Source organism: Streptomyces sp. NBC_00289, assembly GCF_041435115.1.
In the GTDB taxonomy this organism is placed as follows: domain Bacteria; phylum Actinomycetota; class Actinomycetes; order Streptomycetales; family Streptomycetaceae; genus Streptomyces.
Map to the genome: position 1 here is coordinate 1,010,942 of NZ_CP108046.1, position 13,452 is coordinate 1,024,393.

A 13,452-nucleotide genomic window follows, 5' to 3' on the forward strand; every position below is an offset into this window, starting at 1 on the left:
ACCGATGTCCGTTGATGAACGTGCTCCCGCCGTGGCCACGACGGTTTCCCCTCCCGTACCCGCCCGTCGACAATCACCGAGCCCGGCCAAAGCCGTTGTCGTCATCGCGCCCTTGTCACTGACCATCGCTCTGGGGCTCTGGGGTATCCGCAGGAAGAACACCATGTGGGGGGACGAGTCCGTCACCTATGAGCTCGCGCACCGCGATCTTTCGCAGATATGGCTCACCGCCCAGCATGTTGATCTGGTCCATGCCCTCTACTACGCCGTGATGCATGAGATCTTCGGTCTTTTCGGTGAAGGGCTGCTGACGTTGCGGCTGCCGTCTGTGCTGGCCATGTCCGTGGCGGCGAGCGGAGTCGGGCTTCTGGCGCTACGCCTGGCGGGACCCCGTGCCGGGCTGCTGGCCGGGCTGGTGTTTCCGCTCCTTCCCCAGGTACAGAAGTACGCGCAGGAAGGCCGCTCGTATGCCATGGTCTGTGCCCTGGTCACCTGGGCCACCTATGCGCTCGTGGTCAGCGTCCCGCATCGCGCCCGGTGGCGGTGGGCGGTCTACGGCTCCACCATGCTGCTGGCCTGTCTGCTGCATGAGTTCGCGGTCCTCGCCCTGGTTGCACACGGCGTCACACTGGTCGTCTCCCGTGCTCCACGACCGGTGCTGAGGGCGTGGAGTGCGGCTGCCGCGTGCGTGGTGGCCGGGCTGTTGCCGCTGGCGATCCGCAGTGCGGGGCAGTCGGGACAGGTGTCCTGGATCGGCGGACCGGTGCGGCTTCGTTATCTCCTGGTTGTGGCGGTCGTGGGCGTGGCGTGTGCCCGAGCGCCCCTGGGGGTGAAGGGGCCCGTGCGGCTTTCCGTGCTGGCTGTGCCGATTCTTGTGCTTCCGGGCCTTCTGCTGCTGATCGCCTCACTGGTCAAACCCCTTTTCGTCGACCGGTATGTGCTCTACAGCAATATCGGGATCGCCTTGCTGCTGGGCGCCTGGATGGATCACTTCCAGCGGCGGCAGCAGTCTTCCCGCAAGGCGTGGATCGCGGCGGTTGCCGTACTGGCCGCGCTCGTCCCGCCGAGCCTTTCGCTGAGGACGCCCCAGAGCCGGAGCAATGACGCCACCGCCATCGGCGCCACCGTACGCAGGGAAGGCCGTCCCGGCGACGGGCTGCTCTATCTCTCCGGCCGGCACCGGATCTTGACTGCGGCCAACCCCGAGGACACCCGTTTCCTGACAGATCTCGCCCTGGCCCAGGACCCCGTCTCGTCGAACACACTTGCAGGTGTCGAGCTTCCCGCCCAGGAAATAGCGGCACGCATGCTGGAATTCGACCGGATCGTCACGGTCCGCGCCCCGGCGGATGCGCACTCGCCGACCAACCCGCAGGAGGAAGCGAAAACAAGCACCCTGCGGCGCCACTTCCGCGAGTACGGAACAACCCACGTCAACGGGGCGCGAGTCACCGTCTATGTCCGAGACCACGACCCGTCTCCGAAGGCCGGTCCCGCATCCAACAGCCCGGGAGCGAGCGGTGGGGTGATGAGGTGACCGCGACTGGAGGCGGCCCGGCCGGCACCACCGCCGTCACGCTGTCTCGCTCCGGAAAATACGGACCTTGACTTGCCGGCCGCTGCTGCCGTGGGAGGCCGCGTCGAGGGTTGCCGACATGCTGCGCGACGCGGGGTCCGGAAGCGGGCCCGGGGGAAGCCGGCGCCCGCCACCACCCTGTCTTTGTCGCGCGCAGACACGCTCCCCGTCAGCCCGGCACCGTCCATTTTCGGTGCGGGTTCACAGGAGTCGTCAGCTTCCGACGTGGATGCCGGGACGCATCGCGGGGTCGGGTTCGTTGCTGCGGATGATTTCGCGTGTGACGGGTGCGGTGTCGCCGCGGCCGAGGAGGAAGTAGCGGAACATGTGCTTCAGCGGGCTGCCTTCGGCCCAGGCGAAGTAGCAGTGCGGTCGCACTCCGGTGGCATCGCGGAGGGCCAGCAGGATGGCGGCTATGGCGTTCGGGGCAGCTGGTGCCTGGGCGCGCAGGACGCGGTAGCTGTCGACCTCGACACCGTGCACGGTAAGGGTTTCGCTGAAGTCGGAGGGGTCGACCACTTCGATCTCCAGGAACAGGATGTCGGCCGGGCCGGGCACAGGGTTGGCGCCGCGCTGTTCCAGTTCCTTGTCCCTGTACTCGGCGCCATCGCCGGCCTGGCGCCGGTTGGCGATGATGTTGATGGCGTTGTCATGGGCGAGGGTGTCGGTGATGAACTGTCGGGCGGCCTTGTCGAAGACGATGCGGTCCGCGCGCAGTTCGGTGGTGCGCGCGACCCGGGAGATCAGGGACACGAGGAGGATGCCGGCGATGAAGAGGCCGGAGATGGCGATGCCGTCGGGCTTGTCGACGATGTTGTACACCAGGGCGTAGAGAAGGATCAGGGTCAGCAGGCCGAATCCGACTGCGGCCGGCCGCCGGCCGTGGCGGGCGGCGGCGATGGTGACGGCGAAGGCCCCGGAGACCATCATGGCGAGGATTCCGGTGGCGTAGGCGCCGGCCTGGGCGTCGACGTCGGCGTCGAAGGTGATGGTGATCAGGACGCACAGGGCGGTGTAGACGAGGACGACGGGCCGTACCGCCCGTCCCCATTCGGGTGCCATGCCGTACTCGGGCAGGTATCGGGGCACGATGTTGATCAGCCCTGCCATGGCGGACGCGCCGGCGAACCACAGGATCAGGATCGTGCTGATGTCGTAGAACGTTCCGAACGCCTCCCCGACGTCTTCGTGGGCCAGCCACGCCAGGGCGCGGCCGTTGGCACCGCCACCGGCTTCGAACTCGTGATGGGGAATCAGCACGGTGGTCACGAAGCTCGAGGACAGCAGGTAGACGCTCATGACGAGCGCTGCCGTCGTCAGCAGCCTGCGGGTGTTGCGGATCCGCGCGTGCAGCCGCTGCTCGTCATCGGCGCCGTCGGCGGAGATGAGAGGCATCATGCTCACCCCGGTCTCGAAGCCCGACAGCCCCAGGACCAGCAACGGGAATGCCAGGAGCGCGGGAGTGATCAGGTCACCGAAGCCGCCTCCGCCCTTCACGAGGGCGTGCGTCCACGCCGAAAAGGCCCCCGGTGTGGTGAACACCTCCACCAGGCCTACCGCGATGACCACCGCGTTGAGGATGAGGAAGAGCGCGACCAGGGGGATGGCCACGCTGACCGCCTCGCTGAATCCGAGCAGGAACACACCTCCCAGGATCAGCAGCAGCGCCACCGTGAGAGCCACCTCGTGACCGTGCAGCGCGGCGGGGAAGAAAGGATTCTCCATGACGTGCACGGAGGCGTCCGCGGTCGACAGGGTGATCGTGATGAGCCACGAGGTGGCCACGAAGCCGAGCAGAATCAGGATCAGGAGCTTGCCCCACCAAAACGGCAGCAGGTCCTCCAGCATCGCTACCGACCCGGCACCGTGCGGGCTCGCCTTGGCCACCCTCCGGTACATCGGCAGCATCCCCAGCAAAGTCAGCGCCACGATCAACAGCGTCGCCAGAGGCGAGACCGCCCCGGCCGCGAGCGCGGCGATCGCCGGCACGTACGCCAGACTGGAGAAGTAGTCGACGCCGGTCAGGCACATCACCTTCCACCAAGCGTGCTGCTCACCCTGCTGCTCACCGGCTGCCGGGCCGACCGGCTGCACGCGATGGCGCAGCAACCACCGGGCTACCTTGCTGCTCGGCTGCGGCAACAGGGCAGGACCCTCCACCACTTCCGGCACCGCTGATCTTTCATTGGTCTCCCGCATGACCCCCATCAACCTCCAAGCATGACCCGCGTCCTCGCCGCCGTTGCGACGGCACAGGCGATGATCGCAGAGTACGAGCCTTTCCTGCTGACCACGGCCACCACACCGCGAATATCACCGACCCCGGACGCCGAGTTCCACCTGGCTCGGTCTGGCCGGCGCCACCAGGCCCGCGCCCGCTGGTCGCGTGAGCGCCCCCGCCTTCGCACCTGAGCGGCACTTCCTCCCCGATGCGCACACCCGTTCTTCCCGCGATGTACACACCCTTGCGTTTGTGGCATGCTCCGGACAATCTACGACGCTTCCTCCCGCGATCACGCAATCGCTGCGCGCACCCCACGCGGCCGCCCGTCGGCACACCCAGGCCGGCCGGGCGTCCACCGAGCAGGCCGGGATCCCGGCCGCCGCCAAAGGAGTTCCGTGTGAGATCGACCCCCCACAAGGCTTTCGCCGCCGGCGTGTTCGCCGTCGCCGCACTGGCCGCTGTCTCGCTTCCCGTCACCCCGGCCGCCGCCACGCCCGCCGCAGCGCCCGTGGCCGCCGCCTGCACCCCGGCCCAAGTGGTCGCCAACGGCGGCTTCGAGAGCGGCACTTCGTCCTGGACGCCGTCCTCGACCAGTGTGATCACCAGTCGCACCGGGCAGAGCGCCCACGGCGGCACCAGCTTCGCCTGGCTCGACGGCGTCGGCAGTACGCACACCGACACGCTCTCCCAGAGCGTCACCATCCCCTCGGGATGCTCCCGCGCCACCCTCACGTTCTGGCTGCACATCGACACCGCCGAGACGACGTCGTCCACCGCGTACGACAAACTCACGGCGAAGATCGGCGGCACGACCCTGGCGACGTACTCGAACCTGAACAAGGCCTCCGGCTATGTCCAGAAGTCCTTCGACGTGTCCGCCTTCGCGGGCCAGACCGTGAGCCTCGCCTTCAGCGCTGCCGAGGACTCCAGCCTCCAGACGAGCTTCGTCCTCGACGACATCGCCCTCGACACCTCGGGCGACACCACCCCGCCGGCCGACTCCACCCGTACACCGGCCGCGCCGTCGTACACCGTCAGCCTGAGCAGCAACACCAGTGGCACCGTCTGGACCGGGCACGAGAGCACGACCTTCACCAACGCCTCGGCCACCCCACTGACCGAGGTGTACCTGCGGCTGTGGGACAACTACCACGGCACCTGCTCGGCGATGCCGATCGCGGTCAGCAACATGACCGGCGGCACCGCGGGCGCCCTCTCGGTGGGCTGCACGGCCCTCCAGATCGCCCTGCCGACCCCGCTGGCGCAGGGCCAGTCGACCACCATCGGCTTCGACCTCGGGATCACCGTCCCCAGCGGCGCCGACCGATTCGGCTACGACGGCGCGTTCAGCATGATCGGCAACGCGCTGCCGGTACTCGCGGTCAAGGACGGTTCGGGCTGGCACCTCGACCCGTACACCAACAACGGCGAGTCGTTCTACTCCCTGGCCGCCGACTTCAAGGTCACCCTCGACCACCCGACGAGCCTGTCGGTCCCGGCCACCGGCACCTCCGTCGACACCCCCGGCACCAGCGGGCGCACGGTGACCACGGCGACGGCGTCCAAGGTCCGTGACTTCGCGTGGGCGGCGGGCCCGTTCACCAAGATCTCCGGTACGTCGGCGGCGGGCACCGCGGTCAACATCTACTCCGTCTCCGGCATCAGCTCCTCCAGCGCCCAGTCCATGCTCTCCACCGCGAAGACCGCCGTGGACACCCACGCGGGCCGCTTCGGTGCCTACCCATACGGCGAGTTGGACGCCGTGATCGACAACAACTTCTGGTTCGGCGGCATGGAGTACCCGGGATTCGTCCTCGACCTGGTCAGCACCACGGCGCTCACCCACGAGATCGGGCACCAGTGGTTCTACGGGATCGTCGGCGACGACGAGTACAACAACCCGTGGCTGGACGAGGCGTTCACCGACTACGCCACCGACCTCGCGCGGGGGCTGACCGGCACCAACTGCTGGAACAGCGTTTCCTGGGCCTCGTCGGCGGAGAACATCACCAACTCGATGGCCTACTGGGACGCCCACTCCTCCCGCTACTCCACCGTCGTCTACGGCTACGGCAAGTGCGCCCTGCACGATCTGCGTCGTGCCCTCGGTGACACGACGATGGCCAAACTCCTCAAGGACTACGCCACTTCGCACTGGAACGGCGTCTCAACCACGGGCGAGTTCAAGGCGGCGGCACAGGCCGCCACGACCACGGACCTGACCTCGTTCTGGATCACGCACCGCATCATCGGCTGACCGGACGGGCGTTCGCCGCGTCGGCCCAGCCGGGTGGCGAGCGCCCCGTACGCCCGCTCGCCGCAGCGGACGCACGTGGCCTTATCGACCGCAGCCGTCGCGGCCCCTGGAGGAACTCACGCTGCAGGGCGAAGGGTGGCTGGCCGCTCTCGTGACGCCCGACTGGGCAGACCGGTATGGCCGGCCGGTGCGCTATGACGCTTCGCGTGCGACTGCTTGGTCGTCAGGTGTCGAAGCGGTGGCGGGATGCCTCTATGTGACCGAAGTAGCGGTGGGTCCAGTCACACATTCCATCGACGGTTGCCCGGAGGGCCTGGCCCGGCTCGGTGAGGGTGTACTCGACCCGCGGCGGCACGGTGGGGTGCACGTTTCGATCCACCAGGCCGTTGCGCTCCAGCATGCGCAGGTTCTGGGTGAGCATCTTGTGGCTGATGCCCTCGACCTTGTCCCGCAGTTCACTGAAGCGCATGGTGCCCTCACCGAGTGACTCGATGATCAGGAGCGCCCACTTGTTTGCGACGTCCGAGAAGATCTCCCGCGCCAGAGAGTCCGCGCGCGTCAGGTCCGCCTCGTCGGGTGAGTCGTTGAGCTGCTTGGTCACCATTAGGTTCCCCAGTCACTGAAAAGTGCGTTCTTCCCTGGTCGGGGAAACTCTCCTACGGTTCCTCAGTAACCACAAGAGACTACGAGTGCCCTGGTTCGGTGGAAGCGAGACCACGAGCTCTCATGGCAAGGAGTCAGTATGGCCATCACCCTGGCAAACCCCGAAGGACTGGTGCAGGTCGATCTCTACCGGCAGATGTCGGTCGCGACCGGGTCGAAGCTGGTCTTCATCGCCGGGCAGGTCGCCTGGGATGCCGACGGGGTCACGGTTGGTAAAGGTGACCTCGCCGCTCAGGTCGAGCAGTGCTACCTCAACGTCGGCACGGCCCTGGCCGAGGCCGGTGCTTCCTTCGACGACGTGGCGAAACTGACCGTCTACCTCGTCGACTGGACCCCCGACAAGATGCCCCTGTTCATGGAGGGGCTCGCTCGGGCGGCCGCGAAACTGGGAATCACCCCGGGCCCGCCGCTCACAGGCGTGGGCGTCGCCGCCCTGGCCGAGCCCGACATCCTGGTCGAGATCGAAGCCACCGCAGTTATCGACTGAAGGGGTGCTGTTCGCCCTGAGCTGTTCGTGGCTTCAGGCCTCGAACGGTGTCTCAAACTGTTCGCCCCCGGAATGGCCTCCCAGTGCGTGATGCCGGGATCGGTGGGATTCCATCCAGCCCTGCCAACAACGTTTTTCCCCTCATGAGACGACCTCCCGCTGGAGATGAGCAGCGCACGAGCGTGTCGAGGCAGCGGGACACGGGCGATCTACTCTGTGGCGGGAGGTCGAGCAGGACAGACTCAGGCGACGCGAGGGGCGTCGGGTGGACTGGCAGGGCGCCGGCCTCCTGGTCGGGATGCTGACAGCCATCGTGATCGCACCGGCCGGAGTGTCAGGGGCGGTGTTCCTGCTCCCGATGCAGCTCAGCGTCTTCGCGGTTGCCCATCCGGCCGTCACGAGCCGCAGCAGCCACCCGCTGACGCGTCCTCGGCGACCACGGTGGCGGGCGCGCCGACACCGAGTTGGACGAGTGCGGGCGCCGGAGCGCGGCACCCGCCGCCGTCGGCCTGCCCGGCTGCCGGGTCGTCGAAGAGTCCGGCGCCGCCGCACACTCCGGTTTCGGGGAGGCTGAGTTCGACGCGGTCGGCGGACTCGAGGTCCCCGGCGATGGCTGCGGTGACGGAGCGGACCTGCTCGTAGCCGGTCATGGCGAGGAAGGTGGGGGCGCGGCCGTAGGACTTCATGCCGACCAGGTACACGCCGGGTTCGGGGTGGGACAGCTCGCGGTGGCCGTGCGGGTAGACGGTGCCGCAGGAATGCTGGTTGGGGTCGATCAGCGGGGCCAGCGCGGTGGGTGCCTGGAGGCGTTCGTCCAGGCCGAGTCGGATCTCGGAGAGGAAGGAGAGGTCGGGTCGGAAGCCGGTGAGCACGATGACTTCGTCGACGGGGTCGAGGCGTCGGCCGTCCTCGCCGACCAGGATCAGTCGGCCGTCGATGGCACGTTCGATCGCTTCGGTGCGGAAGCCGGTGACGGCGTCGGCGTAGCCGTTGTCGACCGCGGCCTTCGCGGCGAGGCCGAGGGCGCCGCGGGCGGGCAGTTGGTCGGCTTCTCCGCCGCCGAACGTGGAGCCGCTGATGCCGCGGCGCAGCACCCACACGGCGTGTGTACCGGGCTCGTCCTTGGCGACGTCGGCGAGGGTGGCCAGCGCGGTGAAGGCGGAGGCGCCGGAGCCGATGACGGCGGTGTGCCTGCCGGCGTAACGGGCGCGCACTGCGGGGTTCTTCAGGTCGGGAACACGGTAGGCGACGCGGTCGGCGGCGGCCTTCTCTCCGAGGGCGGGCAGCCCGCTGGCTCCGGCTGGACTGGGCCTGGTCCAGGTGCCTGAGGCGTCGATGACAGTGCGGGCGAAGAGGCGCTCCTCGTGGCCGTCGGCGGTGGCCAGGTGCAGGACGAAGGGCTGAGCTTCGCGGTCGGCGTCGACGATGCGGTCGCGTCCGGCGCGGGAGACGCCGGTGACGCGCGCGCCGTAGCGGACGCGGTCGCCCAGGACGTCGGCCAGCGGCTGCAGGTAGAGCTCGGCCCAGTCGCCGCCCGTGGGATAGCTGGTGGCGTCCGGCTTGGTCCAGCCGGTCGGGGCGAGCAGCTTTTCGGCGGCCGGGTCGGTGAGCTCGCCCCAGGTGGAGAACAGGCGGACGTGGCTCCACTCGCGCACCGCGGACGCGGTGGCCGGTCCGGCTTCCAGGACCAGGAGCTCGATGCCCCGCTCGGCAAGGTGGGCGGCTGCGGCCAGGCCGGCGGGGCCGGCTCCGATGACGACGACGGGGAGCTGCTGCTCGCTCATGGTGGTCGATCTCCCTGACTGGATATGGACGGATCAGCGGGCGAAAGAGAGTGCGGACTGGGCGCGCCGCCGGCGGGCCGTGGCCCGGCAGGAGGCATCGCGGACCTGTGCGCAGCTGTCGCAAACCCTGACGCCCGCCAGGTGACGAGCGGTGCGGCGGGCCCGGGCTGTGATGGATGCGGTGCGAATCCGAGCGGTCACGACGACCCCTTGTTTCGATACCTGTCGATGTCTCGACCTTGCCACCTGTATCGACGAGTGTCAACATAGACGTATGTCGAAGTCAGAGCTGCCCGTCCTTGACGCCGAGACGGCGGTGCCGTGCTGCCCGCCGATCACCGCCGCGGAACTGTCGCAGGCCGACGCGGAGAAGATGGCCGCGATGTTCAAGGCGCTGTCCGACCCTGTGCGGCTGCGGCTGTTCTCCAAGATCGCCTCGTATGCGGGTGGCGAGGCGTGCGTCTGCGACATCTCCGACGTCGGCGTGTCCCAGCCAACCGTCTCCCACCATCTGAAGAAGTTGCGCGAGGCCGGACTGCTCACTTCGGAGCGGCGCGGGACCTGGGTCTACTACCGGGTCGCCCCGTCCGTGGTCGCCGCGATGTCCGCCATGCTCGATCTGCGCACCTGACCGATCGCAGTGTGACCGCGCTGCTGGTGAGGCGCAGCCCGGCGGAAACAGCAGCGGGCCAGGCACTCCTGGTGGTGTTCGGGTGACGACCCTTGGTCAGCCGCTGAGGAGTCCATGGGTGGCCGCCTCGGATCAGCCGGACGGGCGGGCCGATCGATGCGCTTGGGCAGCGTTATCCGGCGTGGGTCGCCCGCCTGCGCGCTTGCCGACGTTCGGCGCCCAGCCGCGCGAAGTGGGCGATGAGTTCGGGGGCGTCGACGGCGGCGGGGTTGACCACCTGCTCGACCGGGGCGCCCTGGAGGAGCCGCTTGACCGGGACTTCCAGCTTCTTGCCGGTACGGGTGTGCGGGACGCCCGGCACGACGAGGATCTCGTCCGGGACGTGGCGGGGTGATACGCCCGTGCGGATGGTGTCCCGGATGCGGTCATGGAGGGCGTCGTCGAGCTCGGCTCCGTCGGCGAGGACGACGAACAGCGGCATCCAGTAGCCTCCGTCCGGCTCCTCGGCCCCGATGACGAGCGCCTCCGTGATCTCCGGGAGACGCTCGACGACATCGTGGATGTCGGCGCTGCCCAGCCGTACGCCGTTGCGGTTGAGGGTGGAGTCGGACCGTCCGTGCACGATCACCGAGCCGTCTCCCGTGAGCGTGATCCAGTCACCGTGCCGCCACACACCCGGGTAGGTGGAGTAGTACGCCTCGCGACAGCGGCTGCCGTCGGGGTCGTTCCAGAAGTACAGGGGCATCGACGGCATGGGGCGGGTGATCACCAGTTCGCCGACCTGGTCGACGACCGGGTGGCCCTCACCGTCGTATGCGGCCAGCGCCACGCCCAGGTACGGGGCCGACAACTCCCCTGCCCAGACCGGCGTGGTGGGGGCACTGCCGGCGAAACCGGATACGACGTCGGTGCCGCCGCTGGTGGAGGCCAGCTGGATGCCGCTGCCCACGTGATCGCGGACCCAGGGGTAGGCGGAGGCGGGGAGGGTGGAACCGGTACAGCCGATGGCGCGGATGGCCGACAGGTCGTGCGTGGTCGGCTCGATGCCGAACTTGGCCATACCCAACAGGTATTGGGGACTGGTGCCGAAAATGGTGACCCGGTGCCGCGCGGTCAGCTCCCACAGGACGTCCGGGCGCGCGACGGGGGCCGGACTGCCGTCGTAGGTACACGTCGTGGCGCCGGTCAGCAGCGCCGAGACGACCAGGTTCCACATCATCCAGTGCGTGGTGGTGTACCACAGCAGCCGGTCGCCGGGGCCGAGGTCGGAATGCAGGGCGAGGGTCTTGAGGTGTTCGAGGAGGACGCCGCCGTGGCCGTGGACGATGCCCTTGGGCAGGCCGGTGGTGCCGGAGGAGAAGACGACCCACAGCGGGTGGTCGAACGGCACTGCCGTACAGGCGAGTTCCTCGGTGCGGGTGGCTGCGTCCTCCCAGGGGACGGTCAGCGCCGGGTAACTCCCGGACGGCCAGGGCAGGCCCACGTGGTCGACCAGCAGCATCGCCTTCAGGCCGGGCAGGGCGCCGGCCAGTTCGAGGACGGCGTCGCGGCGGTCGTGGGTGGTGCCGTTGAAGAGGTAGCCGTCGGTCGTGATGAGTACGGTCGGGTCAAGCTGGCCGAAACGGTCGGCTGCGGCCTGCGGAGCGTAGTCCTGGCCGCACACCGACCAGACGGCCCCCAGGCTGGCCGCGGCGAGAAAGGCGACGATCGCGTGCGGGGTGTTGGGCAGATAGCCGACGACCCGGTCCCCGCGGCCGACGCCCAGGTCGCGCAGGGTGGCGGCGACCGAGGCGACCTGGGCGCGCATTCGGCCGCCCGTCACTTCGTAGCCGGAGCCGGTCTCGTCCAGTGCGACGATCGCGGGCGCGTCCTCACGCAGGTTGCGCAGGGCGTGGTGGGCGTAGTTGAGGGTGGCGCCCTCGAACCAGCGGGCGCCGGGCATGATCTCGTCGCTCAGGACCCGTTCGTAGGGGGCATCCGCCTCGATGTCGAAGAACTCCCACACCGCACTCCAGAACCCTTCGAGGTCCGTGACGGACCAGCGGTGCAGGGCGCCGTAGTCGGTGTGGTCGTGGGCGACCGCAACGCCCTTGTTGTCAGCCACCCAGCGCCCGAATTCCGCGATGCGGCTGGTCGTGGTGGCCTCCGGGTCGGGGAGCCAGAACGGACGCTGCCTGGTCATGACGTGAGGCTCCTCAAAAGGGGGTGTGTTCCGGGCGGTTGGTTCAGTTCGATGCCGTCGGTGCGGCGGGTGGTGCACAGCATGGGCGCCCAGGCGGCGGAGTCGGTGAAGTCGTCCGCCCCGGCGGGGACGACGTCCAGGACGACCCGGTCGGGGCGCAGCAGGACGGCGTCCGCCCGGCCGGCGCGCAGCCAGGCGGCGAGGGTGCCGTCGTCACCGAGGGTGTCGGTGACGACGATCGGCGCGCCGATGCCCGCGGCGACGGCGCGCAGCGAGGGCGTGGGCGGTACGGCCGTCACGATGGCGAAGGAGTCGCCGAGCACGTCGTCCGAGCGGGCTCGCCGGTCGTCCACGGTCACCCATGGCTGCGGGCAGAACGTGCCCGCCAGGTCGCGGCCGCCCATGCGCTTTCGGCGTCGTACCAGGGGTCCTCGCATCAGGGCGGGACTGAGGTCACGGCCGGCCAGCGACACCAGCCCGGGGATACGGCAGGCCGCGGCCACGAGGCCGCGGCGCATCGCGGCAGCGCCGTCCTGCCCACCGGTCATGGCCCAGCCCATCGCCACCGCGAGCCGGATGACGTGCCGGGCGTGGGGTTTGCGTTCACTCTCGTAGGTGTCCAACAAGCGCTCGTCCGCGCCGTGTTGCAGGACGTGGGCGAGTTTCCAGGTGAGGTTGCGGGCGTCACGCATTCCCGTGCACAGGCCCTGCCCGATGAAGGGCGGGGTGAGGTGGGCGGCGTCTCCCAGCAGGAACACACGGCCCTGTCGCCAGCGGTCGGCGATACGGGCCCGGAAGGTGTACTGAGCCTGCCGGACGACCTCGAAGTCGCCGTCCGCGGCATCGGTCCAGGGGGCCATGAGTTCGCGCAGCCGTCCGGGGTTCGGTTCCTCCCCGTCCGGCAGTCGGAACTCCCAACGGTAGCGGTCCTCCCCGATACGCATGAACGTCGCGGGCCGGGCGGGATCGCAGACCTGGTCGACTCCCTCCCAGGAGCGCACGCGGGCGCGGGTGCGGACGTCGATGACGGTCCAGCGCTCTTCGAAGTGCAGGTCTTCCCATACGGCGCCGATGGCGTCGCGGGTGATGCCGTTGGCGCCGTCACAGCCGAGCACGGCGTCGGCCCACAGTTCTTCCTCACCGTGGTCGCCGCGGTAGGTCACCCGGACGGGGCCGTCACCCTCCCGCGTCACACCGACGACCTCCAGCCCGCCCCGAAGCTCGGATTCGGGCCGGCGGGCCAGGGCACCGCGCAGCAACCGCTCCAGCTCGGGCTGGTCGTACATGCTCGTCTGCGGGAAGCCGTGGTGTCCCTGCGGGGAGCGCGGAAACTCGGCGATCGTCCGGTGCCGGGCGTCCAGCAGCCGAAGCCCTCTCGCCGGACGGGCGATGGCGTCGAACTCCTCGTCGATGCCTACGGCTTGGAGGATCCTGCGCACCTCGTCGTCGGTGGCCACGGCACGTGGCAGCGGGTAGACGTCCTGGTGGCGCTCAAGGACGATGCTGCGCACACCGCGCCGGGCGAGCAGCAGGGCGGCAGTCACGCCCACCGGCCCGGCTCCGATGATCACGACGGGTACGTGGGGGGCCGGCCGGGGCGCGGTGCCCGGTGGTGCGGCCTGGTCGGGTCTCATGGTGCGGCTCACCT

The 13,452-nt window shown here is 69.2% G+C and carries 10 protein-coding genes; 5 read left to right on the forward strand and 5 right to left on the reverse strand.

Features of this window, described 5'->3' with window-relative positions; all coding sequences use genetic code 11:
- Nucleotides 1–4: 4 nt before the first annotated feature.
- Nucleotides 5–1,537, forward strand: a complete 1,533-nt coding sequence (locus OG985_RS05290) for a hypothetical protein (RefSeq protein WP_371667039.1) — start codon at nucleotides 5–7, stop codon at nucleotides 1,535–1,537.
- Nucleotides 1,538–1,789: 252 nt separating this feature from the next.
- On the opposite strand, the gene OG985_RS05295 is transcribed toward OG985_RS05290, so the two are convergent.
- Complete coding sequence (locus OG985_RS05295; RefSeq protein ID WP_371667040.1) at nucleotides 1,790–3,607, reverse strand: amino acid transporter; 1,818 nt, start codon at nucleotides 3,605–3,607, stop codon at nucleotides 1,790–1,792.
- A 15-nt stretch (nucleotides 3,608–3,622) separates the two neighbouring features.
- Between OG985_RS05295 and OG985_RS05300 the strand changes: the two genes are divergently transcribed.
- Nucleotides 3,623–3,754, forward strand: coding sequence for a hypothetical protein (locus OG985_RS05300; protein ID WP_371667041.1), 132 nt, complete (start codon nucleotides 3,623–3,625; stop codon nucleotides 3,752–3,754).
- Nucleotides 3,755–4,197: 443 nt separating this feature from the next.
- Nucleotides 4,198–6,057 (forward strand): M1 family aminopeptidase, encoded by a 1,860-nt coding sequence (locus OG985_RS05305; RefSeq protein WP_371667042.1) that lies wholly within the window; start codon nucleotides 4,198–4,200, stop codon nucleotides 6,055–6,057.
- A 223-nt stretch (nucleotides 6,058–6,280) separates the two neighbouring features.
- On the opposite strand, the gene OG985_RS05310 is transcribed toward OG985_RS05305, so the two are convergent.
- On the reverse strand, nucleotides 6,281–6,661 hold the full coding sequence (locus OG985_RS05310) for a winged helix-turn-helix transcriptional regulator (protein ID WP_371667043.1): 381 nt from the start codon (nucleotides 6,659–6,661) through the stop codon (nucleotides 6,281–6,283).
- A 138-nt stretch (nucleotides 6,662–6,799) separates the two neighbouring features.
- Here OG985_RS05310 and OG985_RS05315 point away from each other — a divergent pair, with 138 nt between their 5' ends.
- Complete coding sequence (locus OG985_RS05315) at nucleotides 6,800–7,207, forward strand: RidA family protein (protein WP_371667044.1); 408 nt, start codon at nucleotides 6,800–6,802, stop codon at nucleotides 7,205–7,207.
- Between the two features lie 395 nt (nucleotides 7,208–7,602).
- Here the strand turns inward: OG985_RS05315 and OG985_RS05320 are convergent, their stop codons facing one another.
- On the reverse strand, nucleotides 7,603–8,991 hold the full coding sequence (locus OG985_RS05320) for an NAD(P)-binding domain-containing protein (RefSeq protein WP_371667046.1): 1,389 nt from the start codon (nucleotides 8,989–8,991) through the stop codon (nucleotides 7,603–7,605).
- 274 nt (nucleotides 8,992–9,265) lie between these two features.
- On the opposite strand from OG985_RS05320, the gene OG985_RS05325 reads away from it, so the two are divergent.
- On the forward strand, nucleotides 9,266–9,622 hold the full coding sequence (locus tag OG985_RS05325) for an ArsR/SmtB family transcription factor (RefSeq protein ID WP_371667047.1): 357 nt from the start codon (nucleotides 9,266–9,268) through the stop codon (nucleotides 9,620–9,622).
- Between the two features lie 172 nt (nucleotides 9,623–9,794).
- On the opposite strand, the gene OG985_RS05330 is transcribed toward OG985_RS05325, so the two are convergent.
- Nucleotides 9,795–11,804, reverse strand: coding sequence for an acetoacetate--CoA ligase (locus tag OG985_RS05330; protein WP_371667048.1), 2,010 nt, complete (start codon nucleotides 11,802–11,804; stop codon nucleotides 9,795–9,797).
- The gene (locus OG985_RS05335; protein ID WP_371667049.1) at nucleotides 11,801–13,438 is read right to left on the reverse strand and encodes a bifunctional 3-(3-hydroxy-phenyl)propionate/3-hydroxycinnamic acid hydroxylase; all 1,638 of its coding nucleotides are present in this window, start codon (nucleotides 13,436–13,438) and stop codon (nucleotides 11,801–11,803) included. The genes OG985_RS05330 and OG985_RS05335 overlap by 4 nt, the downstream gene beginning before the upstream one ends.
- Nucleotides 13,439–13,452: the final 14 nt, after the last annotated feature.